Raw genomic sequence first — 25,494 nt, 5'->3', positions numbered from 1 at the left:
TGGTCGGTGCCGGTGCTCGGTGCCGGTGGTCGGGGAACCACAGGCCGACGCCACTCTAGCCGCCGGGTCAGGCGAATCCGAAGCCGGGCGGCAGCGGCTCCCGCCGGAACAGGTGGGCCGGCACGGCGTCGGCGAGGGCCTGGTATCCCGCCGGGTTCAGGTGCAGGTGGTCGCCCACGTCGTACGCCGCGAGCAGACGGCGGGGCTCGGCCGGGTCACGGGCGGCGCGGTCGAAGTCGATCACCGCGTCGAACCGGCCGGCGGCGCGGATCCACTGGTTGACCGCCTGCCGGGCTCCCTCCCTGCAGCCCTGCGGGTCGTCGTAGGAGTCGTTGCCGCCGAACGGCGTCAGCGTCGCGCCGTACACGCGGATGCCCCGTGCGTGCGCCCGCGTGACGATCTGGTCGTAGGCGAAGATCAGGTCGTCGGCCACCTGCTTCTGCGCGGCCGGGCTCGCCTCGGCGGTGCCGATGTCGTTGACCCCCTCGAACAGGACCAGCCACGCCACGCCGCTGTGGGCGAGCACGTCGCGGTCCAGCCGGGCCAGCGCGTTGGGGCCAAGGCCGTCGTTGAGCACCCGGTTGCCGCCGGCCGCCTGGTTGAGCACCGCGACGCCGTCCATGCCGTGCCGGGACCGCAGGCGGTCGAGCAGCCGGTCGGGCCAGCGGTCGTTGCCGTTGGTGGTCGAGCCCCGGCCGTCGGACAGCGAGTCGCCCACCACCGCCACCGCGGCGACCGAGGGCCCGGCCCACACCTCCATCCCGCCGAGGAAGTACCAGTGGTCCACCGCGGTCGCGCCGGGCAGGTCGGCGGCGTCGGCGTGGTCGCCGGCCAGCAGATGGGAGGTGGTCCGCGACCCCGGATGCGAGGTGATGCTCAGCGAGCGCTGGCCCTCGGCCAGATAGACCGTCACGGTGAGGTTCGACCGGGGCGGCACCTCGACCTCCAGCGGGTCGGAGACGGCCTGCGCCCCGGCGGGGATCGTCACCGACGCGCGGCCGTGGAAGGTCACCGGCCGCACCGTCCCCGCCTGGACCGCGCTCACCCCCGCCCGCCCACCGGCCGGCAGCGCCAGGGTCGCCTTCGTGACGGGCAGCGCCGCACCGCCGAAGGCGTTCGTCACCCGCACCCGCAGCCGCCGCCCGCCCACCGAGACCTGGACCGTCTGCCGCACGGTGGTGTCGCAAAGAACAGCGGCGTCGCCGAGAACGGGATCGTCCCGGATGAACGGTGGAGGCGGCATGTTGTCCGGCTCGGTCAGCTGCGGCATCGCCGTCCAGGTGGGGACCCAGTGCCCGTCCGGCCGGGAAACAGGCGCCGTCATGGGATGCACCTCCCGTGCGCGTCGGGGACGCCCGACTTGCGGAAGAAGTAGGCGTTGATCTGGTCGCGCCACTCCTCCGCGCAGCGGACCTGCTCGTCGAGGAGGGCTTTCACCCGGTCGTGCAGGGACGGGTCGAACAGCCCGGCGGCCTCCTGCCATCGCCGCCTGGCCTCGGTCACCTGCTCGGCGCCCGCGAAGTGCGTGTCGTAGATGTGCTGGATGACGGTCGACCCGCTGCGCAGCACGTGCCCGTACGGGACGTGGTGGAAGAACAGCAGCAGTTCGTCGGGACAGTCGGCGAGCGACTCGTACACCTCCGACCACGGCGGCGGATACTGGCCGGTGAAGCCGGTGCCGGTGGCCCGGGTGCGGTCCACGCCGACGCCGTCCCGGTCGGCGAAGTGATAGGTGCCCCACGGCGTGTACTCGTATCCGTCCACGTCGGGCCCGTAGTGGTGGCCGGGACGGACCATGAACCCGACGCCCAGCGGAGCCGTGTACCGCTCGTAGGTGCGCCAGGAGTCGTCCATGATCTCGTGCAGGGTGCGCCGCAACCGCCCGGTTCCTCCGCTCGCCGCAGGCTCCGCGTCCCCCGTCGCCGCCGGCAGGAAGGTGAGGTCGATCCACTCGTCGAGGATCGCCGCCGGGTCCAGCCGCGGCTCCCAGGCCAGGCGGCCGAAGGCGTACAGATTGGCCTGGGCGAGCGGGTGACCGGTCCAGTAGGGGTCGTCCCCCACGTTGGAGACCCCCACCAGATCGCCGCCGCCGACGAGCTCCGCCACGTCGGCCCCGCCGTCTCCCCAGGGACGGAAGCCGAGCACCTCTCGCCACATCGGGGCGAGGTAGCAGACGTGCCGCTGCTGGCCGGTGTACTCCTGCGTCACCTGCAGTTCCACGGCCAGGCGGGTGGCGGGCATGGCCGCGACGACCGGCGACACCGGCTCGCGCGCCTGGAAGTCGATCGGGCCGTGCTTCACCTGGAGGATCACGTTGTCGCGGAACCGCCCGTCGAGCGGCGCGAAGTGGTCGTACGCGGCGCGGGCCCGGTCGGTGGACCGGTCGCGCCAGTCCTGCCGGTGGTTGTAGACGAAGGCCCGCCAGTGCACGACCCCACCGTACGGCGCCAGCGCCTCGGCCAGGAGGTTCGCGCCGTCGGCGTGGTCGCGCCCGTACGCGAACGGGCCGGGCTGCCCCTCCGAGTCGGCCTTCACCACATAGCCACCGAAGTCGGGAATCGTCTCGTAGACCCGTTCGGTGACGTCCGCCCACCACGTGCGCACGTCCTCGTCCAGCGGGTCGGCGGTTGGCCGCCCCCCGAGGACGACGGGCGAGGCGAAGTTCACCGACAGGTGGACCCTGATCCCGTACGGCCGGAACACGTCCGCGAGCGCGGCGACGTCGCCGAGCCGGTCCGTCAGTAGGCGGGCCTCGGTGGCGTGCACGTTGACGTTGTTCACGGAGATCGCGTTCACGCCGCAGGCAGCCAGCAGCCGCGCGTAGGCCCGCACCCGGGCCAGGTCGCCGCGGGGGGCTCCGTCGCGCCAGAAGACGGACCCGCCCGCGTAGCCGCGTTCGACCTGGCCCATCACGGGATGCACGTCGACGTTGTCCCAGTGGTCGAGCATGCGCCGCCGCGTCGCCGGCCGGTGGTGCTCGGCCGGTCGCTCCGCGGCGAACGCCCGCTCACCGAGCCGTACGACGTGGAACAGGCCGTAGAGCAGCCCGGCGGGCTCGTCGGCGAGCACGACCGTGGCGCCGTCCCTGCGGGCGAGCACGTACCCCTCGTCGCCGAGCGCGGAATCGGGGCGGACCTCGCCCGCGACGCCCGGGGGGACCTCGGCGGTGGTGAGCGCGAGCACGAGGTCGTACGGCTCGCTGCCGGCGTCGCGACGCACGCGTCCGCCGTATCGGGCGCAGGCCTGCGCCACCTCGTCGTGCACGGTCCCGGCGAGGAGCCCGTCGCCGAGCACGAGCGTGCGGCGCGCGCCGATCGCCCGGAACGCCTCCGACGGCAGCCACGCGGGGTGGACGGGATCGGGAATCGTCACGAGGTCGCCTCCGGGGAAACGCCCCGCGCGGCTTCGGCGTGCGCGGCATCGCCCTGCGCGGCGCCGCCTTGCAGGGTGAACTTCTCCGTGACCTCGGCGATCAGCGGCCGGCTGTTCAGCAGCAGCGCCGACGCGAACACCGAGCCGAGCAGCGTCAGCGCGGCCTCGGTGGCGACCAGCGTGACGCCGCCCGCGACGACGACGAGGCAGGCGTTGCCGAGCGCGACGCGGGGCGTGGAGAACAGGAAGTAGGCGGCCAGGCGGGCGACGTCCCTGGCGCGGAACGCGAACAGCGATGTGATCACGAGCGCGTTCGCGCCCCAGAGGGCCGACGCGAGCGCGACGACGACGAGCAGGGCCGCCCACCAGCCCGGCACCCCGGCGGCGCCGAAGTTGGCCAGCGTCGTCCCGAGGACGGTCAGCCACGCCAGCCACGGCACGTAGAGCGTGAGCACGCCCCGCACGTTCATCCGGTAGCCACGCCAGAACGCGGACGCCGGGTGGAGGTCGGTCAGGTCCAAACTGCGGCGGTGCAGCGCGTACAGCGCGGCCGACAGCGCCGGACCGGCCGGAAGCGCGCAGACCGCGGCCAGCGGGACGTTCGCGGCGTCGCGGTCGAGCAGGACGAGCCCGACGAGGCCGGGCAGAGTGGTGGCCAGGACCAGGAGCTCGACCACGAGCAGGGTGTAGACCAGCGCGGAGGCGCGCGAGAGCGGCCCCTGGCCGAACCGCCGGATCGTCGTCTCGGTCATGACGCGCCCTCCCCATCCGAGGCGAGCGCGTCCAGGCCGAGCAGGTGGCGCTCGTCCTGCCCATGCTCCCAGGGCGGGGTCTCGTCGGCCACGGGCGTGATCTCCAGCAGCGTGACCTCGTGGCGGTCGAGGGTGATGTCCAGGCGGACGCGCCCGTCCTCGATCGGCAGGCTGCGGTGGGCGCGGACCGGCTCGGCCGCCTCCCTGAGCGCGTCGAGCTGCCGGGGCCGGGGCGAGGCCGGCCGGCCCATCTCGCACCACGCCCTCCAGGCGTTGCCCTTCTCCTCGCTCACCGACGAGCGCAGCAGGAAGGCCCGGCCGGACGGGGAGCCGACCGGGATCGACAGCCGCAGGCTGTGCGCGTCGGCCGGCGCGCCCCCAGTGACGTCCACCGGCGCCCAGGCCAGCGCGGTGACCCGGCCGGTGTCGTCCCGGGTGACCAGGTGGTCCGGTCCGCGCGCCAGGATCTCCTCGCCCATGCGGGCCATGAAGGCGTACAGGTGATAGGTCGGCTTCTTGATCTGGCGGTGGGTCAGCAGGCCGAAGCCGCCGTGGAACAACGAGGGCGGCACTCCCACCTCCTCGAACATGTCGCTGAAGGTCCAGTAGGAGAAGGAGTCCGCCAGGTCTCCCCCGGCGGCCAGCACCGGCGCGAGGTACGCGGCGTGGAAGGCCGTGTCGTGGATCGGGTTGTCGGGCCGGTAGGAGGAGTTGAACTCGGTGATGTGCACGGGCAGGTCCGCGAGCGGGCCGCCCCGCAGCTGCCGCCGGGGCAAGGCGAACTGCTCCAGCAGCCGCGACGGCGGGGCCAGCGTCTGGCGCACGCCGAACGGCACGTGCCGGGCCGGGCCGGAGGTGTAGGCGTGCCTGCTGACGAAGTCGATCGGCAGGGACCGTTCGGCGACGAAGTCGGCGAAGCGCACCAGCCAGTCGTCGGAGCCGGGAGAGATGGCCGGCCCGCCCACCTGCAGCGAGGCGTCGACGTCCTTGATCGTGTTCGCGGTCACCTCGTAGAGCCGCTGGTAGGCGCCCTCGTCGGCGTCGAGCCAGAACTCCTTGAGGTTGGGCTCGTTCCACACCTCGATCGGCCAGGTGCGCACCTGGTCGAGCCCGTACCGGTCGACCAGGTGGGTCACCGTGGCCCGCACCAGCGCGGCCCACTCGTGCCAGTCGCGGGGCGGGGTGATGTTGCCCCGCCACCAGAACACGGTCTGGTCGCCGGACGCGAGCCCGGAGGGCATGAAACCCAGCTCGACGAACGGCGCGATCCCGAGGTCGAGGTAGGCGTCGATCACCTGGTCCACGTAGGTGAACACGTGCCGCACGTGCCGTCTCCCCCCGTGGTCGTACGGCCGGTGGACGCCCACCCCGTCGCTCAGCAGCCCGTGCCCCCGGATGTGCCGGAAGCCGATCTCCCGCTGCACCAGCGCCAGCGACTCCTGGTAGTCCCGGCGCAGGGCCAGGTCGAACCGGCCGGTGCCGACGCAGAACCGCCAGGCGTCCGTCAGCCTGCTCGGGCTCTCGTCCGGGACACCGGGGACAAGGTCGCGCATCATCGTCCTTCGCTCGCCGTTCGGAACAGCACGCGCCGGCCGTGGGTCGGGCACGGCCGGCACGGGCCGGTCAGCCGTGCTCCTTCTTGTAGCGCTCGTACGCGCCGTTGACGAGGTTGACGTAGGACGTCATGTTCTTCGCCTCGAGTTCCTTGACGTAGGCGTCCCACTCGTCGAAGCTCCGCTTGCCGAGGATGAACTCGAGCGTGTTCTGGGTGGCGTGGTCCTTCAGCGGGGTCTGCCACAGCGCGGCCTGCTCGCGCTCCTCGTCGCTGAGCGGGCTCGGCGGCTTCGGCGGCAGGGCCTGCCTGGCGTTCATCGTCTTCTGCCATTCGATCTCCTCCTCGGAGAAGGTCGACTGGAGCAGTTCGGTGCTGCCGCCGTAGGCGAACACGCCGTTGGAGAAGCCGAAGTCCTTCTGCAGATGCTTGGGCGCGCCGGCGTTGAGACCGACGAAGTCGACGTCCTTCGCCAGCTGATACTTGCCGGAGGCGTCCTTGGTGTAGGTGGTCCCCTCGACGCCCCACTTGGCGAACACCTGGCCCTCGTCGGAATACCAGAGCCAGTCGATGAACTGCATCATCGCGACGAAGTTCTTGCTGTCGCGGGCCTTCTTGGAGATCATGATGCCGTTCTCCAGCCGGCTGTCGTTGGCGTCGGCCTTGACCGGCCCCTGGGGCCCGATGGGCACCGGGATCTTGATGAGCTTCGCCTTCGGGTTGGCCTTCTCCAGCGGCGGGCGATACTCGTTCACCAGCGTCTGGGCGTTGCCGCTGATCACGAAGGACTTGCCGGACGCCAGCTTCTGGATCGCCTGGTCGTCCTGCTGCGTGAAGCTCTCCGGGTCGAGCAGCTTCTCCTCGACCAGCGTGTGGAGGAACTGCAGCATCTGCTTGTACTGGTCCATGGCGCCGGTGAAGGCGAACTTCTGCGCGTTGGGATCCCACGTGATGCCGGTCGTGAAGCCCCAGCCGCCGCGTGCGCCGCTGCCCAGGCCGAAGACCTGGTTCAGCATGGCGCCGCCCGGCGTGGGGATGCCCCATCGGTCGGAGTAGGGATAGGAGTCGGGATACTCCTTCTTCATCGCCTTGAGCATGTTGTGCACGTCGTCCCAGGTCTGCGGGATCTCCAGCCCGAGCTTGTCGAGGATGTCGCTGCGCACCACGAGCGTGTAGTCCGTCCAGTAGTCCTCGTGGAGGCCGGGGAGCAGGTAGAAGCGGCCGTCCGCCTGCCGGAGCGTGTCAAGGTCCGGCTGCAGGTTCCACTTGGCGATCTTCTCCTTGAAGTTCGGCATCAGGTCGAGATAGTCGCTGACCGGCAGGACGCTGCCCGAGGCGACGAAGGGGGTCTCCTGGCCGGGGTAGGTCTTCGGAATGATCATCGGGGCGTCGCCCGCGCCGATCATCAGGCTGCGCTTGTTCTCGTAGTCGCTCAGCGGCACCACGTTCGGCTGCAGCGTCACGTTGGTCCGCTTGGTCAGCTCGGACCAGAACAGCCAGTCGTTCTTGATCGGATAGAACGGGTGGTTGTTGTAGAGGATGCTGAACGTGAGCGGAGCGGCGGCCTTGAACGGCTTGCCGACGCCGTAGTCGGCCATCGCGCCGTCCCGGTTCGCCGCGAAGTCGTCACCGCTCTTCTTGGCGCCGGAGTCGCCGTCGGTGCTGCACGCGGCGAGCGCGAGGAAGGCTCCAACGGCGACCATCGCCTGACGCCGGTTGATCTCATGCATGAAAGGGGGGTCCTTTCCCTGGTGAAATGAGCTGGGGAAACGGGCTGAGCGAATGCGTAATGAGAGGTCCGGCGTGTTATCCCTTCACCGCGCCGAGCATGACGCCCTTGACGAAGTACCGCTGGACGAAGGGGTAGACCACCAGGATCGGGATGACCGTGAGCACCATCGTCACGGACTTGATGTTGGTGGCCACGGTCATGTCGGTGGCGTCGGCGCCGACGGACGTGCCCGTGGTGGCGCCGGCGATGAGGTTGCGCAGGTAGACGGTCACCGGGAACAGGTCGTTCTGGCTCATGTAGAGGAAGGCTGCGAACCACGAGTTCCAGAACGACACGGCGTAGAACAGCACCATCGTCGCGAGGACCGCCTTCGACAGCGGCAGCACGATCCGGAACAGGATGCCGTAGGTGTTCATGCCGTCGATCGCCGCGGCCTCCTCCAGCTCGACCGGAAGGCCTTCGAAGAACGCCTTCATCACCAGGAGGTTGAAGACGCTGATCGCGTTCGGCAGCACGATGGCCCAGATGCTGTCCTTCAGCCCGAGGCTGGAGATGAGGATGTAGTTGGGGATGAGCCCGCCGGTGAAGAACATCGTGAAGACCGCGATCCCGATGAGGAACGTCCGGCCCTTCAGGTGCTTCTTCGACAGCACGTACGCGTAGCACGTGGTCATGACCATCGCGATGGCCGTGGCGACGACCGTGTAGACCACCGTGTTGCGATAGTTGGTCCAGAACGTCGGGTCGGAGGCCACGAACTCGTACGTATGGAAGGTGAACCCGACGGGGACGAGGTTGACCTTGCCGGCGCGGATGGCGAACTCGTCGCTGAGCGACCGGGCGACGATGTTGACGAAGGGGTACAGGGTCACGACCACGACGGCGGTCAGGATGATCGTGTTGACGACCCGGAACACCCGGTAGCCCCGGGTCCTGTCGACGGTCACCACAGGCTCGTCCCCACCGTGCGCCGGGAGATCAGGTTCGCCGACATGACCAGGGCCAGCCCGATCACGGCCTCGAACAGGCCGATCGCCGCGGCGTAGCTGAAGCTGTTGGAGACGATGCCCATCCGGTAGAGGTACGTGGAGATCACGTCGGCGGTGGGATACGTCAGCGGGTTGTAGAGCAGCAGGATCTTCTCGAAGCCCACGGCCATGAACGTGCCGATGTTGAGGATCAGCAGCGTCATCGCGGTCGGCCGGATGCCGGGGAGGGTCACGTGCCAGATCTGCCGCCAGCGGCTCGCGCCGTCGATCCTGGCCGCCTCGTACAACTGCTCGTCGATGGTCGTGAGCGCGGCGAGGTAGATGATCGTCCCCCAGCCGACCGTCTGCCACATCTCGGAGGAGACGTAGATCGTCCGGAACCATCCCGCCTCCTGCATGAACGCGACGGGCTCGTTGCCGGCCGCGCGCAGGAGCTGGTTGACCGGTCCGTCCACCGACAGCATCTCCATGACCAGCCCGGCCACGATCACCATCGACAGGAAGTGCGGCAGGTAGGACACCGACTGGACGAACCGCTTGATCTTCCGGCCGCGCAGCTCGTTGATCAGCAGGGCGAGCACGATCGGCGTCGGGAAGCAGAACAGCAGGGTCAGCGCGCCGATGACCACGGTGTTGGTGAACACCTGCCAGAACGACGGGTCGTTCAGGAACATCTTCACGTAGCGCAGGCCGACCCATTCCTCGCCGAGCACGCTGCCGCCGGGCTGGAACTTCCGGAAGGCGATGACGTTCCCGATCATCGGCAGATACCGGAAGATCACGAAGAACAGCAGCGGAAGGATCGCCAGCGAGTAGAGCTGCCAATCACGGCGCAGCGCCTGGCGCCAGGTGCGGCGCGGCGGGCGCTGCGCCCGGGCGGGATCGGGCCTCGCCCGCCGGGGATCCCCGGTGTCCGGCGACGCGTCGATCGCCCTGGTGGTACTCATCCCGTGCCTCCGGTGCCATCGGAACGGATCCATGGCGGCGCGTGCGGCCGCCGATAGGGGCGGCTTCGCGCACTCCGTCCCGAAAAGTGGCACGGCAGCGCGAACCGAAAGTTTCGAAAGTTCTCGTTAATATTGCGGAAATATAGGACCCGGACATGGGTGCGTCAAGAGGGCAGTCAATCATTGACATTCTCCCCGAACACACCCCAATACCGCCAGGATCTCGGTGTATCTCTGCGCTTTCCGGTGGTAGAGTTTCGCGAAACTTTCGGAGAAACGACGAGCGGACAGATGACCAGCGCCTCCCCCGCCCGCGATCCACGCCCTGCCACGATCGCGTCCATCGCCGAAGAGCTCGGCGTCTCGGTGACCACGGTCTCCAAGGTCCTCAACGGACGGCCCGACGTCGCGCCCGACACACGGGAACGCGTCGAGGCCGGCCTCGCGCGGCACCAGTACCGCCGCCGTTCCAAGCGGCGCACGCTCAAGGGGCAGATCGACCTCGTCTTCCACGAGTTGAACTCCATGTGGTCGATGGAGATCATCCGGGGCGTCGACGCCGTCGCCGCCGCCGCGCGGATCGAGGTCGTCCTGTCCCAGCTGAACGGGGCGCACCTGCCACCGGATGAGTGGCTGGACGGCGTGCTCGACCATCGGCCACTCGGCGTGCTGTTCGTCATGTCCAGGCCGTCTCAGTCGCAGCAGCAGAAGCTGCGGCGGGCGCAGGTCCCGTTCGTCGTCGTCGACACCGACGGTGAGATCGCCGAGTCCGTGCCCGTGGTCGGCTCGAACAACTGGGACGGCGGCCTGCTCGCCACCCGTCATCTCCTGGAGCTGGGCCACCGCCGCATCGCGGTCGTCTCCGGCCCCAAGGACGTGATGTGCAGCAGGGCACGGGTCGCCGGCTTCCGGGTCGCCCACGACGAGGCGGGGCTCGCCGTCGACCCCGACCTCGTCAGGTACGGCAACTTCTACGTCGACGCCGGATACGAGCACTCGATGGACCTGCTGTCGCGCCCGGACCGGCCGACCGCGATCTTCGCCGGGTCGGACCTGCAGGCGCTCGGCGTCCTGCGCGCGGCCCGGCGGCTCGGCCTCGACGTCCCCGGGGACCTGTCGGTGGTCGGCTACGACAACGTGCCCGTCGCCGGCTGGGTCGAGCCCGCTCTGACCACGGTGGGCCAGCCGCTGCGCGACATGGCGACGGTCGCGACCCAGATGCTGCTCGACCTGGCCCGCGGCGTGGAGCCTGCCACGAGCCGGATCGACCTCGCGAACGAGCTCGTGGTCCGCGAGAGCACCGCGCCGCCGGGGAGCCGGGCCGCGGTCACGCCTGCCGCGTCCGGCGCACGACCGCGGCTCCGAGGGGAGGCACGGTGACCTCCCCCGACGCCGGGAGGCCGGTGAGAAGGTCCGTGCCGTCGCCCTCCACGGGTACGGCGACGGACGCCTCCGCGTCGTGGTTGAGGAGGAAGAGGTATTCGTGCCGCTCGTCCTCGCGGACCGTGCACTCCAGGTGGGCGGGGAGGCCGTCGAAGCGGTTCTCCACGCCCGCCGCCCTCAGCTCGCCGATCAGCACCCGGTCGAAGGCGTCCTGTTCCAGAAGGGTGGCGAAGTAGACGACCCGGCCGGCGCCGAATTCGTTGGCGACGACCGCGGCGCGTCCCTTGAGCAGGCCGTCCGCGTAGGTCGCCAGCGCCGTCCCGGTTTCGAGGTGGATGTCCTCGCGCCACCAGTCCGCCGTCGCCGTGTGCCCGTCGGCGAAATCGACGGTGAACCGCTCGCCGGGACGCGCCGGCCAGTATTCGTCGATCTTCGCGCCGATGAGGCGGCGGAACGCGCCCGGGTAACCGTCCGGGCGGACGCGGTTGCACGCGTCGACCACGCCTGAGAAGAAGGACATGACGACGGTCCCGCCGCCGCGGGCGAACTCGGTGACGGCGGCGGCGCCCTCGTCGTCGACGAGATACGCGTTGGGCACGACCAGCACCTTGTACGGCGACAGGTCGCTCCTGGTGGACACGACGTCGACCGCGTAATGGTGCTCCCACAGCGGCCGGTAGTGCCGCATGACGGTGTCCACGTAGCTGAAGTCGTTGCGGGGCAGGCCCCACAGCTCCTCCAGCCCCCACCAGTTGTTCCAGTCGAACAGGACCGCGACCTCGGCCCGCGTGGTCGTCCCCGCCACCGGCGCGAGCAACCCGGTTTCGCGGCCGAGCGCGGCGACCTCGCGGAAGGTGCGCGACCGCGGGCCGGAGTGCGGCAGCATCGCCGAGTGGAAGCGTTCGTGACCGCCGCGGCCGGCCCGCCACTGGAAGAACATGACGGAGTCGGCCCCGCGGGAGACCGCCTGGAGCGAGCCGAGCCGCATCCGGCCGGGCTCCTTGACCACGTTGAGCCTCCACTGGCTGACCGCGCTCGCCGCCTGCTCCATCAGCAGCCACGGCCGCCCGCCCTTGAGCGACCGGAACAAATCGAACTGGAAGGCCGACGACACGTGCGCGTCCGGGTCGGCGGGGTCGGGGTAGATGTCCAGGGCCGCCGCGTCCTCCTCCGGGGCCCAGCGCCAGTAGTCGGCGTGCCGGTAGAAGCGCATGAAGTTGGTGACGATCGGGATGTCGTCGCGGAAGGAGCGGACGATGTCGCGCTCGGCCACGAAACACTCCAGCAGGGCGTCCGAGGTGAAGCGCTTGAAGTCCAGGATGCGGCTGGGGTTCATCCAGGTACGCGGCACGGCCGGCGCCTCGACCTGGTCCCAGTCGGTGTAGACCTGCCCCCAGAAGCGGGTGGTCCACGCCTCGTTGAGGGTCTCCAGGTCGCCGTACCTGCGCCGGAGCCAGCGGCGGAAACCGGCCGAGGCGGCCTCGTTGTAGGCGGTCGGGCCGTACTCGTTGCTGATGTGCCACATCGCCAGGGCGGGGTGGAAGGAGTAGCGCTCCGCCAGTCGCCTGGTGATGTTCGCCGCGTGCTCCCGGTAGATCGGGGACGAGGGGTCGTAGTGCAGGCGGTTGCCGAAGCCGAACCGCTCGCCGTCGGCCATGACGGGGAGGACCTCGGGGTGGCGGTGGGTCAGCCACGCGGGCGGCGCGGCGGTGGGGGTGGCCAGGTTGACCGCGATGCCGTTCTCGTGGAGCAGGTCCATGACCTCGTCAAGCCAGCCGAACTCGTATTCTCCGGGCTCCGGTTCGAGCGACGCCCACGCGAAGACGCCGAGCGACACGAGGTTCACCCCCGCCTCGCGCATGAGCCGGACGTCCTCCCGCCACACGCCCGGGTCCCACTGCTCGGGGTTGTAGTCCCCGCCGTACGCCAGGCCGCCGAGGCGGTCCCGGAGGGCGCGCATGCGAGCGTCTGTCATCCGTCACTCCCGGGCTGAGAGGTCGTCGCGTCCCCGTCCGTTCCGTACGCCGTCGCGAGCCGCCACCAGAGCTAATCGGACGTACAGGGATGAGTCAATCGACGACCGGCGCACGAGCATACGCCGACGGCTTGCCCCGGATTATCCGGGGTCTTTCCGGTGGCCGCGACTGCCGTACAGAGCGGCCTATCCGGTTTTAGCCTGAAATCACCGCCGAGGCTGGTGGTACCGGGGATCTGTCGGGGGAGGACAGCGAAGGAGCCACGACATGGCGAACCCGCCCAGCGACCACGGCGACGGTATGCGGCTCTTCCTCGATTACCTGGTGGGGGCGCGGGCGGCGGCCTGGAACCCCTCGGCGCAGTGGCTGTCCCGCCACTCCGGTATCCCGAAGACCACGGTCGAGTCGCTCATCCACGGCACGCGTAAGCGGCTGCCGAGCTGGAGCGAACAGGTCGAGCGCCTGCTGGAGGCCTACCGCAAGAAGGTGACAGAGGACAAGCGCGGGGATCCCGACGCGGTGCTGGGCGACATGGCGGCGTGGAAGCAGGCCTATGACGACGCGCAGAACGGACGGCCGCCGGCCTGCCCTCTCCCGACAGCCGCCTTCCCCACCCCGCCCCCGGCCGCGGCGGAACCAGGCCGGCCGATCGGACAGTTCCGGCCGCTGGACCTGGAGGTCCATCCGGCGATTCGCGTGGACACCGCCGGTCAGGAGCTGGAGGAGTTGCCCGCCTACGTCCCTCGGGCGCATGACGAAGCCCTCGCACAGATGGTCCGCCAGGTACAGACAGGGGCGTCCCGGCTGGTCGTGCTGGTCGGCGACTCGTCGACGGGCAAGACCCGCACTTTGTGGGAAGCGGTCCGGACCCTGCCCGAACCGTGGCGGCTGTGGCACCCGATCGAGCCGAGCCGTCCGGCGGCGGTCCTCACCGAGCTGAGGTCGATCGGCCCGCACACCGTGGTGTGGCTGAACGAGACCCAGCACTATCTGCTCACCGCCGATCCAGCCGTCGGGGAGCGGATCGCCGGCGGGCTCCGGGAGTTGCTGCGTGCTCGGGAGCGAGGGCCGGTGCTGGTGCTGGGCACCCTGTGGCCCGCCTACTGGAAGACCCTCACCGCGATCCCGCACACCGGTCAGCCCGATCCGTACGCTCAGGCCCGCGAGCTGATCAAAAGCGCCAGCATCCGCCTTCCCGAGTCCTTTGCCGGCGCCGATCTCGATGCCGCAGGCCGGCAGGCGGCGAACACCGGCGATCTCCGTCTGGCCGAGGCGTTGCGCCGGGCCCCGGAGGGGCGGTTGACCCAGTATCTGGCGGGTGGTCCGGCTCTGCTGGAGCTCTACGACAACGCAGAACCCGGTGCCCGCGCCGTCCTGGACGCCGCGATCGACGCCCGCCGGCTCGATCACGGCCCAGCCCTGCCCCGTCTCCTGCTCGTGGAAGCCGCCCCCGGCTATCTCAGTGACGAGCAATGGCATCTGCTCGACGACGACTGGCTCGAACGCGCCTTCGCCTACCTGACCGATCACCGCCCGTGCCGGGGAGCCCGCCCACCGCTGGCCCTGATCAAACCCCGTCCCGGCACCGGTCACGCTCCCGCCGCACACAGTGGAGGCGAGCCGGCCTATCGCCTCGCCGACTATCTCGAACAACACGGCAGCCGCACACGCCGCTTCCTCTGTCCCCCCGCCACCTTCTGGAACGCCGCCACCCACCACGCCGCCTCCGTGAGCGACCACCGCGCTTTCGCTCGGGCCGCCCGCGACCGCGGGCGCCACCGTCACGCCTTCGCGCTGTACCGAGCAGTCGCCGACGCGGGCGACACCACCGCGCTGCGGGAGCTGACGCGGATCCGGGAGCAGGCCGGCGACCACGAAGGCGCAGAACGCCTCGCCCGGGCCGCCGCCGACGCGGGCGACACCATTGCGCTGTGGGACCTGGCGCGGACGTGGGAGGAGGCCGGCGACCACGAAGGCGCAGAACACCTCGCCCGGGCCTTGAACGACGCCGGCCGTACTTCCGCGCTCTACAGCCTGACCGAGATGCGGAAGCAGACCGGCGACCACGAAGGCGCAGAACGCCTCGCCCGGGCCGCCGCCGACGCCGGTGACGTCCTCACGCTCTACAACCTGGCACGGACACGCGATCAGGCCGGCGACCTCGAACGCGCCGAACGCCTGTACCAGGCAGCCGCAGACGCCGGCTTCACCAGCGCGCTGATCGATGCGTTCTACATGCGCGAGCTGGCCGGCGACCATGAAAGCGCCGAACGCCTCGCCCGAGCCGCCGCCGACGCCGGTCACACCACCGCGCTGCGGCACCTGGCGGAGCTGCGGCAGCAGGCCGGCGACCACGAAGGCGCAGAACGCGTCGCCCAGATGGCCGCCGACGCCGGCCACCCCTTATCACTGAGGTATCTGACCAGGCTGCGCGAGCTGGCCGGCGACCACGAAGGCGCAGAACGCGCCGCTCGGATGGCCGCCGACGCCGGCGACACCGACGCTCTCCTGGTTCTCGCGCATCTCCGGCGGCAGGCCGGCGACTACGGAGGCGCCGAACGCCTGTACCAGGCCGCCGCCGACGCCGGCGATACCAACAGGCTGCACGAGCAGGCGTGGATGCGCGAGCGGGCCGGCGACCACAAGGGCGCCGAACGCATGTTCCAGGCGCTCGCCGACTCCGGCGACACCCTCGCGCTGCGGGAGCTGGCGCGGCTGCGCGAGCTGGCAGGCGACCACGAAGGCGCCGAATGCCTCGCCCGGGCCGGCGACACCACCGCGCTCCCGATTCTGGCGCGGATGCGGCAGCAGGCCGGCGACCACGAAGGCGCAGAACGCGCCGCTCGGATGGCCGCCGACGCCGGCGCCCGCGACGCCGCCGCTCTGCTCCAGAACCTGGCCGAGATGCGGCAGCGGGCCGGCGACCACGAAGGCGCAGAACGCCTCGCCCGGGCCGCCGCCGACGCCGGCCACACCACCGCGCTGCAGCACCTGGCCGTGATGTGGGAGCAGGCCGGCGACTACGAAGGGGCAGAACGCATGTTCCAGGCCGCCGCCGACACCGGCCAGATCGACGCGGTTTACGGCCTGGCACGAATACGGGAGAAGGCCGGCGACCACGAAGGCGCCGAACGCTTCACCTGGGCCGCCGCCGACGCCGGCCTCACCGCCGCGCTGCACGCCCTGGCGCGGATGCGGCACGAGGCCGGCGACCACGAAGGCGCAGAACGCATGTACCAGGCCGCCGCCGACACCGGCGACACCGCCGCGATGTCCGCCCTGGCGGAGCTGCGGCAGCAGGCTGGCGACCACGAGGGCGCAGAACGCCTCGCCCGCGCCGCCGCCGACGCCGGCCACACCTTCCCGCTGCAAGAGCTGGTGCGGAGGCGGTACCGGGCCGGCGACCACGAAGGCGCCGAACGCCTCGCCCGCGCCGCCGCCGACGCGGGCGACACCACCGCGATGCGCAATCTGGTTCAGATGCGGGAGCAGGCCGGCGACCACGAAGGCGCCGAACGCCTCGCCCGGACCGCCGCCGATGCCGGCGGCACCACCGCACTGTACGACCTAGCCAAGCGGCGAGTGCAGGAGGGAAAGGGGGACCGGTGGGCAGACCTGGTGCGGTTCGGGCTGGAGGCGGACGGGTCGGCTGCCCGGCCATGGTGAGGCGATAAGCCGGCGCCCGGTCACGACTGCGGGCGGCCCTTTCCGGACTCCCGGGCCGCGACGGACTCGCGGGCCGCGACGGGAGAACGGTGCGACCCGCCGTCGCGCAGCGGGTAGAGAAGGAAGCAGCCGAATGCCAGCGCCAGCACCACCAGGGGCACCACGCCCATCATCAGCCGGACGCCGGTCACGACGGAGTCCGGCTGCACCGCGGCCCCGTTGTGGTAGCCCGATCGGGACAGCACGACCGTGATGATCACGGCCTGGAGGGACACCGCCCACCGGACGATGAACCCGTTCATGCCGAAGTACATCCCCTCACGACGGGTGCCCGTCCTGCGCTCGTCGTCGTCGATGACCTCGGCGAGCAGGATCTCCAGGAGCACGAGCATGCCCGCGATCCCCACGCCGATCGCGGCCCCGGTCACCGCCGCGAGCAGGAGGCTCCCGACGAGCAGGAACGGCACGAGCGCCACGCCGTACACGACGATCGCGACGAGGACGGCGCGGCGCGGGCCGATCCGCGTGGTGACCCGGCTCCACACGTAGACCATCGGGATCGCGACGACGAACACCGCGCCCAGGACGACGGTGTTGGCGGAGTCGGCCTCGCCCAGGGCGTACTTGGTGAAGAACGGGATCCCCGCCTGCAGCAGGGCGAAGGTGAGCTGCAGCAGGAAGCTGCCCGTGACGTACGTGACGAAGGCGCGGTTGGCGAGCGTGTAGCGGAGCGCGGCGAGGAACCCGAAGCTCTCGCGCTCCGCGTGCACCCGCTCGGCCGAGCCGCGCAGCGACAGCGCGAAGAAGGCCAGCGCCACGACGCCGAAGGACACGCCCATGGCGGCCCATCCGATGGCGCCGTACAGCAGGGGCGCCGCGGCGACGCCGACGATCATGCCGACGATGGCGAACATCTGCCGCCACGACGCGGCGCGGGCCCGCTCGGCGATGGTGGTGAACATCTCGGGGAACAGCGCCACGTAGTTCAGGACCACGACGACGAACAGGACGTCGTAGACGAGGACAACGACCAGGAAGTACCAGAACCTCGCGGTCGCGCCGTCCACGAGCGGGATCCAGATCATGGTGAAGGCCGCGGCCAGCGGCGCCATGCCGATCGCGATGTACGGCACCCGCCTGCCCCAGCGCGTCCGGGTCCGGTCGGAGACATGCCCCACGAGCGGGTTGAGCACCGCGTTGACGATGCCGTGGATCACCATGGCGACGCCGATGAGCGACGGGTCGACGCCCAGGTGGTCGACGTAGTAGAAGGTGGCGAAGGTCGCGAACGCCTGGCTGAGCAGGTTGACCGACAGGTTGCCCGATCCGTAGGCCAGCATCTGCCCGCGCCGCACTGGACCCTCCGAGCCGCGCGTCACCAAGCCCTCCGGGCCGCGCAGCATCTGGCCCTCCGGGCCGCGCGTCACCGGGCCCTCTGGGCCGCGCTTCATCGGGCCCTCTGGGCGGTGCGGAGATCCGACCAGCCGATGAGGCGGACGCCCTCCTCCGCGATGGCGCGGCGGACCTCCGGATCGGTGAACAGCCGCAGCTCCATGCCGCGCTTGGCGTGATGCGGCATGATCTGCCGGAGTTCGCCGTCGTCCTCGAACGGGTGGATGTAGATCTCGGTCACGCCGGGGCGCAGCGTCCGGATCAGCCCGATCATGTCGCTTCTGACGCTCTCGTACGTCTCCCCCTCGGCCAGTTCGAAGGGCAGCGTCCACAGCCGGTCGAGGATCACCACGCCCGCCGCGTCCGCGGCCTCGGCCCTGGCCTGCGCGAACGGCTCCAGCTCCTCCGGCAGGCCCATGCCGTCGAGGGTCCTGGGCAGCCGGAACGGCAGGCCTTGCTCCGCGCACGCCTTGAAGACGACGTCGAGGAAGTCACGGCCGGTCGCCAGGCCGTACAGACTGCCCATGTGGTTGTCGGCGTGCGACGGGTCGAGGCCGAGTGCGACGGCCCTGCGGATCTGCGCGTCGATCTCCGCCCGCACCTCCTCGGGGTCGGCCCGCTCCTCGACCGTCCGGCTGTCGGCGGGGAAGTAGCCGGCCTCGTCCACGAGCGAGGACACCGCACGGTCGCGGGTCACCGGTCCCCACCGGTATCCCTCCCACTCGCTGGTGAACGTCAGGTGGACGCCCACGTCGTAACCGCCCGCGACGGCCGTACGGACCGCGTCGGGGGCCCACGGGCACGGCGTCATGACGGTCGCCGAGCTGATCGCGCGGGCGGCGAGCAGCGAGGTGATGCCGCTGTTGGCCGCCCGGCACATGCCGTAGTCGTCGGCGTTCACTATCAGCAGCCGGTCGTCCGGCCGGGCTCCGAGCCGTCGCGCGAGGTTCACGTGATGTCCCCTTTCCCTGCCCCGGCGAGGTCCGTGCCGTACGGTCCGCCGGTCGCGATGTCGTACGGTCCCCCGGCTGCCGTCTCATGTGGCCGGCCGCCCACGGCGGCGGCGAAGGCGCGTTCCCGCGCACGATGGCGGGCGAGCCACGACGCGCCCCGCAGCACCGGATCCCCGGGAACGCCGCTCGCGACGATCCTGATCGGGAGCGGCGCGGCGTCCCTCGCCAGGTGGCGGCGGATGCGGCCCAGCAGCAGATCGGCGCTGGCGCCGAACGCGCCGCCGAGCACGAACAGCTCCGGCTCGATCACGAGGGCGACCGACGCCGCGACGTGGGCGATCCTGCGGGCGGTCGCGTCGACCACGGCGAGTGCCCTCTCGTCACCGGCCCTGGCGCTGTCGAAGATCTCCCGCGTGGACGGGCTGCCCTCGATGCCGGCCTGCCTGGCCTGTTCGGCGATGCGGCGGGCGCCGAGCACCTCGGTGCCGAGCTCGGTCGCGGGGTGGGGCAGGAATGCGACCTCGCCCGCTCCCCCGGCGAAGCCCCGGTGGAGCCGGCCGCCCAGCACGATCCCGGCGCCGAGGCCGACCCCGACGCCGAGCAGGACGAAGTCGGCGACGCCGGCGCACGCGCCGAACCGCTGCTCGGCGACGGCGGCGAGGTTGACGTCGTTCTCCAGCAGCAGGGGCACGGGCAGGTCGCGCTCGATCGCCTCTGCCAGGCCGCGGCCCCCCTGCGGCAGCCCGTAGGCCCGCCTGACGGTGCGGCCGTCGCGCGCCACGACCGCCGGGACGCCGACGACGGCCTGACCGACGGCGCCCGGCTCGGTCCCGGCGCGTGCGGCGCACTCGGCGGCGAGTGCGGCCACCGCCGCCGCCGTGTCGGCCACCCTGCGGCGCGGCGCCCGGGTCTCCGCCTGGGCGAGCGTCTCCCCCACCGCGTCGACGAGTACGGCGCGGATGCGCAGGTGGCCGATGTCGACGCCGAGCGCGAGCGCGCAGCGGGGGGCGATCCGGTAGAGGGTCGCGGCGGGCCCGCGACGAGTGGTGTCGGCGCCCGCCTCCTCCACGGCCCCGCGTGCGACGAGCTCGCGCAGCGCCTGGGCGACGGTGGTCTTGGACAGGCCGGTGGCCCTGGTGATCTCCGGCCGGCCGAGCGGCCCCTCACGGTCGATGACGTCGAGCACCGCGCGGGCGTTGATCGACCAGAGCAGGCCCTGCGGCCCGGCCAGGTAGTTCGCGCTCACGCTCACCTCGCGTCCCGGCCCGAGTAGGTCGGAAACTTTCCTACTCGGAGTGAGCCGTTTCTATCCGATCGGCGGCCCCGCGGCAAGACCGCTACGGTTCATAAAAGGCAGAGAGGGGATCATCGTGAGCAATGCCGCAACGGGCGACGTTCCATTCGGGGCACGGGTACGCGGCTGCCTGCTCGGCGGGGCCGTCGGCGACGCCCTCGGCGCACCCGTGGAGTTCGACTCGATCGCCGCCATCCGCCGCGACCACGGCGAGGCGGGCCTGACCGACCTCGCGCCCGACTGGCGCGGCGAGACCGGCCTGGTCACCGACGACACGCAGATGACGCTGTTCACCGTCGAAGGGCTGATCCGTGCCGACGTGCGCGTCAGAGAGAGGGGCATCGGCGGGGGTGAGGTGCAGGTGGTGCGCCACGCCTACCTGCGCTGGCTCGACACCCAGGAGCACCGCGTGCCGCCGCCCGCCGACGGCCTCGTCCGCACCGGCCGGCTCCGCGAGCAGACCTGGCTCTACTCCCGCCGCGCCCCCGGCAACGCCTGCGTGTCCGGGCTGCGCGCCGACCTCGGTTCGCTCGCCGCCCCCGGCCTGCCCGGGCCGGTCAACCCCGGCTCGAAGGGCTGCGGCACCGTCATGCGCTCCGCGCCGTTCGGGCTGGCCGTCCGCGACCCGCAGGCCGCCTTCACGCTCGCGGCCGGCTGCGCCCAGATCACGCACGGTCATCCCACCGGTTATCTCGCGGCCGGCGCCTTCGCCGCGCTGATCTGCCTCCTGGCCCAGGGCGCGCCGCTCCCGGCGGCCGTACGGGACACTCTCGGCCTGCTCGCCGAGCGGCCCGCGCACGAGGAGACCACCGCCGCGATCGAGGCGGCGGTCGCCCTGGCCGGTACGGCGGAGCCGACGCCCGAGACGGTGGAGACGCTCGGCGGCGGGTGGGTGGCCGAGGAGGCCCTCGCCATCGCGGCCTACTGCGCGCTGGTGAGCGGCGACGACATCGAGCGGGCCCTGCTGCTGGCGGTCAACCACTCCGGCGACAGCGACTCCACCGGCTCCCTCTGCGGCAACCTCCTCGGCACGGTGCACGGCGACGCGGCCCTTCCCGGGCGCTGGGTGTCCCGGCTGGAGGGCAGGGACACCCTCATCGAACTCGCCGACGACTTCACCGCCCAGTTCACCGGCGGCCGTCTCGACCGCGACAAGTACCCCGGCTGCTGACCGCCACCGTCCGGTGTTCAGCGCAGTACCGCACCCCGCGCTCCACACTGCGGGAGCTCGCTCTGGCCGCCGGACGGTGCGCGTTGCGCCGGGTGACCTGGCGGTGGGGTGGCAAGCACACCGCGGGCAACCCGGGCGCGAAGATGACCTCCCGGTTCCTGGTACTGCGGGTGCGCCCGGCCAACCTCCGCGGCGCGTCCGATGGTCTTGGCCGACCTGAGTGTCGGCACCCGGCCCGTCCACGTCGGGACTGCCGCCGGGGCGGGGAGCTGAACTGCGGCGCGACCAGCACCGCCGCGTCATGTCTCACCTATGCGGTGAGCCTCACGATGACATTGCCGCGGTGTACGCCGGCGAGGAGCTCGTCCTGCGCGGTGATGACGCGCTGGAGGGTGCCTTCGAGGAGAGTGTGTGCGAACCTGATCCGGCCTTCGTCGTACCACTGGGCATAGTGGGTGTTCCAGGCCTGGACCTGGTCGGGGGTGTGCCTGGTGGTGAAGGGGCGGATCTGCACCTCGTGGACCAGCGCGGTCATGATGTCGAAGCGGGGGTGCCCGCCGTCGCCGCCGCCGACCTGCCCGGCGAGGGTGCCGCACAGCGCGAAGCGGGCGCCGAACGCCGTGTGCCGGAGTGCTGCTTCGAACTGCGAGCCGCCGATGGTGTCGAAGAAGGCGTTGATCCCGTCGGGGGCGAGCTCGGTGAGCCGGTCGTCGAGGTCGTCGTTGCGATAGTCGATGGCGGCATCGAGGCCGAGCTCTTCGACGAGGTAGCGGGTCTTCTCGGGCCCGCCGGCAATGCCGATGACGTACGCGGCGCCACGTGCCTTGGCGATCTGCGCGGCCATCGACCCGACGCCGCCGGCGGCTCCGCTGACGAGGACGACGTCACCGTCGCCGACGGCGGCGATGTCGACGATGCCGTGGTAGGCGGGCACGCCCTGGTTGAGCAGGTACTCGGGACCGGGGAAGACGCTGTCGGGCACGGAGAACGCCTCGTCCTGCCCCAGGATGCTCTCCTCGCGCCAGCCCGACATGTGCAGCACGACGGTTCCCACCGGCAGGCCGTCGGCCCGTGACTCGACGACCGTGCCGATCGCGGTGCCGTAGAGCGGCTCGCCGACCCGGAAGGTGGGCACCGGGATTTGAGTGGTCTCGAACATCAGGTCGCCGGTCGCCGCGATCACCTGCTGGTACAGGTTCCGCACCCGGACCTGGCCGGCGGCCAGTTCCTGCGGAGGGAGCGCGACCACCTCAAGCAGTGAGCTGGGTGGCTGAGCCAGATCCCTGCGATGCTCGCGCAGGACGACGGCGTGTGGTCCATGGACTGTCATGATGGAAGTCTTTCGATCGGTCAGGGCCGGGCCTGAGCCCATGGCAGAGCGGCAGGGCGAGCTCAGAGCTGCGTTTCACCGCCGTCCACGGCCAGCTCGATACCGGTGGTGTACGTGGCGTCGAAGGCGAGGAATGCGGCCGCCTTGGCGAACTCCTCGACGGTGCCGTAACGCCCCATGGGGTTGCTCGCGATCCGCTCCGCCCTGAACCGGCCGGCGGCCTCCTTGGACATCATCGTTTCCAGAATCCCCGAGTCGATGGGACCCGGGCTGATCGCATTGACACGAATTCCCCGCGGAAGCAGCTCGCGGGAGAAGGTGCGGGCCATCGAGCGCAGCGCCGCTTTGCCGGCCGCATAGACGCTGGTGTCCACCATGCCGATGACGTTCGCGATCGAGGTGGTGAGGACGACGCCGGCGTTCGCGCTCAACAGCGGGGCGAGCTTCTGCACAGTGAAAAAGGCGCCCTTGACGTTGATCGCGAACAGTTCGTCGTACACCTCCTCGGTCGTCGACTCAAGGGGCGTGAGGGGTGCGATGCCGGCGTTGACGAACAGCGCCTCGATTGAGCCGAGCTCGCTCTTCACCCGGCCGGCGAGCGTGTCCAGGTCGGACAGTGAGGCCACATCGCCCCGGACGGCCACGGCATTCTCACCGAGCCGCTTCCGCGCCGCGTCGAGCGTGGCCTGAGAACGGCCGGTAATCACCACGCGGGCTCCGCCTTGCACCAGCAGCTCCGCTACCGCAAGCCCCATGCCGCTGCTGCCACCCGTGATCACCACATTCTTGTCGCTGTACTGACCCATGCCGAGGTTGCTCCGCTCCATCATCAAAACGTGGCGATATGTCTTGATATTGCCCTTCATGAACTGAATCAGCTGCGGGTTTCGATCTTCATGTCGCCTGTGGTGACCGCGCGGATGTGGTCGCCGGCGAGCAGGCCGTGCGGAATGCCGAGGTCGATGGCGCTGACCTCGCCGAGGCGGGCCAGATGGGAGGGAGTGAGGTCGACCTGCAGGGCGCCCAGGTTGTCTTCCAGCTGCGCGATGGTGCGGGCGCCGATGATGGGTGCCGTCACGCCCGGGGCGTTCAGGGTCCAGGCCAGTGCGACCTGGGCGGGTGTGTGGCCCAGTTCCGAGGCCACCTCCTTCACCACATCAGCGATGGCAAGGGTGCGCTCGGTCACCATTCCCAGGGCGGCGTTGAGGCTCTTGCGGCTGCCGGCGGTTTCGCCGGCAACGAGGCCTGTCGGCTTCAGGTCCTCACGGCTGTACTTGCCGGTGAGTACCCCGCCGCCCAGCGGGGAGAAGGAGACCACTCCCAGTCCCATCTCGCGTGCCATGGGGATCAGGTCACGCTCCCCGGTACGCTCGATCAGGCTGTACTCGATCTCCAGTGCGACCAGTGGCGACCAGCCGCGCAGGTCGGCGATCGTCTGCATGCGCGACACCTGCCAGGCCGGGGCGCTGGAGATCGCTACGTACAGAACCTTGCCCTGCCTCACCAGGTCGTCCAGGCCGCGCAGGATCTCCTCCACCGGCGTCCTGAAGTCCCATACGTTCAGATAGAGCAGATCGATGTAGTCCGTGTTCAGCTGCCGCAGACTGGATTCCACCGACGCCAGCATGCTCTTGCGGTGCGTACCCCCGGAATTGGGGTCAGCGGGCCGGCGCAGCGTCGAATACTTCGTCGCCAGCACCAGTCCGTCGCGGTTGGTGCGGGTGAACTCGCCCAAAAGCCGCTCGGAACTGCCATTGGTGTAGGTGCTGGCGGTGTCGAAGAAGTTGCCGCCGAGCTCGGTGTAACGGTCGAACAGCTTGCGCGCCTCCTCGCGCTCGGCGCCCCAGCCCCACTCGGTGCCGAAGGTCGCCGCGCCCAGCGCCAGCGGTGAGACCCGCAGCCCGGAGCGGCCCAGCAGCCGGTAGGTGTCGAGGGTCAGCGACATCGTGTTCTCCTGTGCTCGTGATCCAAGGTCGGCCACCAGCCTGCGCCCGCCGGCAGCGAGGGGTAAGGGAAGACGCTTCCTGGGAACACCGCTCCTACCCAGCCTGTTGGACGGGGCATGACGACCCGCACCGTGGACCCGGCCCAGGAACTGGCTGCGTTCCTGCGCACCCGACGCGAGCGCCTCGACCCTCGTGACGTCGGCCTGCCCGTGCGCCGGCAGGCCCGGCGCACCCCCGGACTGCGCCGCGAAGAGGTCGCCGAACTGGCCGGAATCAGCATCGACTACCTTGTGCGGCTGGAACAGGCCCGCCCGCTGCGGCCCTCAGCAGACGTAGTCGAAGCGCTGGCCGGCGCCCTGCGCCTGGCCCCCGACGAACGCACCTACCTCTACGACCTCACCCGGCAACGCCCCCGCACCTCCGCCAAGCCCACCACTACGGCGGCACCGCCGCTGGCCCGGCTGGTCACCGACCTGTCCCCGCTGCCGGCCATGGTGCTGAACCACCGCTACGACATCCTGGCCTGGAATCCCGAAATGGGGAGGCTGCTCATCGATTTCGACACCCTGCCGCCCCAGCAGCGCAACTCGATGTGGCTATGTCTGATCCATCCGGAAACACGCGAGTACTACGTCGACCGCGAACGCGTCGTGCGGGAGGCAACCGCCTACCTGCGCGCCGCCTGGGCCGCATATCCGGAGGACCACGTTCTGAACGACCTCATCTCCCGGTGCATCACTCACAACGAGCAGTTCGCACGCTTGTGGGCCCAGCGCGACGTCAAAATCAACGGCCGCGGACACAAGGTGATACGGCATCCCGAGGCCGGAGAAATCGCAGTCCACTTCGAAGTGCTCATGCCACTTCAAGACCCCGACCAGCGGCTGATGATCTGCCGCGCCGCGGACGACGACAGCCAAGCAGCAATGGACCGGCTGCGCACAGGGTGATAACGGGGAGTGTCTACTTGACGGCTGATCCTGGTTGTTGAAGTGTTCGGAGGTCGGCAGGGGTTGAGGCGGGCTTCGAAGGCGATCTG

The 25,494-nt window shown here is 70.6% G+C and carries 18 protein-coding genes; 4 read left to right on the top strand and 14 right to left on the bottom strand.

Translation table 11 applies throughout. The features are described from left to right. Positions 1-67: 67 nt before the first annotated feature. The 7 genes from ACIBK1_RS36370 to ACIBK1_RS36340 all read right to left on the bottom strand — a co-directional run bounded on the left by ACIBK1_RS36370 (position 68) and on the right by ACIBK1_RS36340 (position 9,344). Positions 68-1,324, bottom strand: coding sequence for an SGNH/GDSL hydrolase family protein (locus ACIBK1_RS36370; protein ID WP_396740187.1), 1,257 nt, complete (start codon positions 1,322-1,324; stop codon positions 68-70). Continuing rightward, complete coding sequence (locus tag ACIBK1_RS36365; protein ID WP_396740186.1) at positions 1,321-3,372, bottom strand: alpha-glucuronidase family glycosyl hydrolase; 2,052 nt, start codon at positions 3,370-3,372, stop codon at positions 1,321-1,323. The genes ACIBK1_RS36370 and ACIBK1_RS36365 overlap by 4 nt, the downstream gene beginning before the upstream one ends. Then, entirely contained in the window at positions 3,369-4,124 is a 756-nt protein-coding gene (locus ACIBK1_RS36360; RefSeq protein ID WP_396740184.1) for a hypothetical protein, read from the bottom strand. Before ACIBK1_RS36360 ends, ACIBK1_RS36365 begins: the two co-directional genes overlap by 4 nt. Then, positions 4,121-5,677: a GH39 family glycosyl hydrolase gene (locus ACIBK1_RS36355; RefSeq protein WP_396740182.1), complete on the bottom strand. Its 1,557-nt coding sequence runs from the start codon at positions 5,675-5,677 to the stop codon at positions 4,121-4,123. Before ACIBK1_RS36355 ends, ACIBK1_RS36360 begins: the two co-directional genes overlap by 4 nt. Before the next feature lie 70 nt (positions 5,678-5,747). Next, positions 5,748-7,406: an ABC transporter substrate-binding protein gene (locus tag ACIBK1_RS36350; protein ID WP_030510198.1), complete on the bottom strand. Its 1,659-nt coding sequence runs from the start codon at positions 7,404-7,406 to the stop codon at positions 5,748-5,750. 76 nt (positions 7,407-7,482) lie between these two features. Beyond that, positions 7,483-8,355 carry a carbohydrate ABC transporter permease gene (locus ACIBK1_RS36345; protein ID WP_231514053.1) on the bottom strand — a complete coding sequence of 291 codons (873 nt, stop codon included), beginning with the start codon at positions 8,353-8,355 and terminating at the stop codon, positions 7,483-7,485. Beyond that, positions 8,352-9,344, bottom strand: a complete 993-nt coding sequence (locus ACIBK1_RS36340) for an ABC transporter permease (protein ID WP_030510200.1) — start codon at positions 9,342-9,344, stop codon at positions 8,352-8,354. Before ACIBK1_RS36340 ends, ACIBK1_RS36345 begins: the two co-directional genes overlap by 4 nt. A 291-nt stretch (positions 9,345-9,635) precedes the next feature. Here ACIBK1_RS36340 and ACIBK1_RS36335 point away from each other — a divergent pair, with 291 nt between their 5' ends. Continuing rightward, on the top strand, positions 9,636-10,724 hold the full coding sequence (locus ACIBK1_RS36335) for a LacI family DNA-binding transcriptional regulator (protein WP_051762116.1): 1,089 nt from the start codon (positions 9,636-9,638) through the stop codon (positions 10,722-10,724). Here the strand turns inward: ACIBK1_RS36335 and ACIBK1_RS36330 are convergent. Beyond that, positions 10,672-12,702 (bottom strand): beta-galactosidase, encoded by a 2,031-nt coding sequence (locus ACIBK1_RS36330; protein WP_036407994.1) that lies wholly within the window; start codon positions 12,700-12,702, stop codon positions 10,672-10,674. The two genes, ACIBK1_RS36335 and ACIBK1_RS36330, sit on opposite strands and share 53 nt — an antisense overlap. Positions 12,703-12,970: 268 nt before the next feature. Here ACIBK1_RS36330 and ACIBK1_RS36325 point away from each other — a divergent pair, with 268 nt between their 5' ends. Continuing rightward, a complete protein-coding gene (locus ACIBK1_RS36325) occupies positions 12,971-16,369 on the top strand; it encodes a tetratricopeptide repeat protein (RefSeq protein ID WP_051762117.1) in 3,399 nt (1,132 codons plus the stop codon). Between the two features lie 20 nt (positions 16,370-16,389). Here ACIBK1_RS36325 and ACIBK1_RS36320 read toward each other — a convergent pair whose 3' ends face one another. Genes ACIBK1_RS36320 through ACIBK1_RS36310 form a run of 3 tightly spaced genes read right to left on the bottom strand, consistent with a single transcriptional unit; the run spans position 16,390 to position 19,960 of the window. Beyond that, positions 16,390-17,820: an MFS transporter gene (locus tag ACIBK1_RS36320; RefSeq protein WP_197042783.1), complete on the bottom strand. Its 1,431-nt coding sequence runs from the start codon at positions 17,818-17,820 to the stop codon at positions 16,390-16,392. Next, positions 17,817-18,713, bottom strand: coding sequence for a polysaccharide deacetylase family protein (locus ACIBK1_RS36315; RefSeq protein ID WP_030510205.1), 897 nt, complete (start codon positions 18,711-18,713; stop codon positions 17,817-17,819). Before ACIBK1_RS36315 ends, ACIBK1_RS36320 begins: the two co-directional genes overlap by 4 nt. Next, on the bottom strand, positions 18,710-19,960 hold the full coding sequence (locus ACIBK1_RS36310) for an ROK family transcriptional regulator (protein ID WP_197042784.1): 1,251 nt from the start codon (positions 19,958-19,960) through the stop codon (positions 18,710-18,712). The genes ACIBK1_RS36315 and ACIBK1_RS36310 overlap by 4 nt, the downstream gene beginning before the upstream one ends. Positions 19,961-20,084: 124 nt before the next feature. Here ACIBK1_RS36310 and ACIBK1_RS36305 point away from each other — a divergent pair, with 124 nt between their 5' ends. Further along, positions 20,085-21,179, top strand: a complete 1,095-nt coding sequence (locus ACIBK1_RS36305; protein WP_030510207.1) for an ADP-ribosylglycohydrolase family protein — start codon at positions 20,085-20,087, stop codon at positions 21,177-21,179. A 310-nt stretch (positions 21,180-21,489) separates the two neighbouring features. Here ACIBK1_RS36305 and ACIBK1_RS36300 read toward each other — a convergent pair whose 3' ends face one another. The 3 genes from ACIBK1_RS36300 to ACIBK1_RS36290 form a co-directional block, all read right to left on the bottom strand. Next, on the bottom strand, positions 21,490-22,509 hold the full coding sequence (locus tag ACIBK1_RS36300) for a zinc-binding dehydrogenase (protein ID WP_396740178.1): 1,020 nt from the start codon (positions 22,507-22,509) through the stop codon (positions 21,490-21,492). A gap of 62 nt (positions 22,510-22,571) precedes the next feature. Next, positions 22,572-23,375 carry an SDR family oxidoreductase gene (locus tag ACIBK1_RS36295; RefSeq protein WP_396740176.1) on the bottom strand — a complete coding sequence of 268 codons (804 nt, stop codon included), beginning with the start codon at positions 23,373-23,375 and terminating at the stop codon, positions 22,572-22,574. 8 nt (positions 23,376-23,383) lie between these two features. Then, positions 23,384-24,454, bottom strand: a complete 1,071-nt coding sequence (locus ACIBK1_RS36290) for an aldo/keto reductase (protein WP_396740174.1) — start codon at positions 24,452-24,454, stop codon at positions 23,384-23,386. Between the two features lie 117 nt (positions 24,455-24,571). On the opposite strand from ACIBK1_RS36290, the gene ACIBK1_RS36285 reads away from it, so the two are divergent. Further along, on the top strand, positions 24,572-25,405 hold the full coding sequence (locus tag ACIBK1_RS36285; RefSeq protein ID WP_030510211.1) for a helix-turn-helix transcriptional regulator: 834 nt from the start codon (positions 24,572-24,574) through the stop codon (positions 25,403-25,405). Positions 25,406-25,494 lie beyond the last annotated feature (89 nt).

Origin of the sequence: Microbispora rosea (genome assembly GCF_044460045.1) — a bacterium.
GTDB classification, from domain to species: domain Bacteria; phylum Actinomycetota; class Actinomycetes; order Streptosporangiales; family Streptosporangiaceae; genus Microbispora; species Microbispora rosea.
Note: the sequence above shows the minus strand (reverse complement) of the source record. Positions and strands in the feature narration are given on the sequence as shown.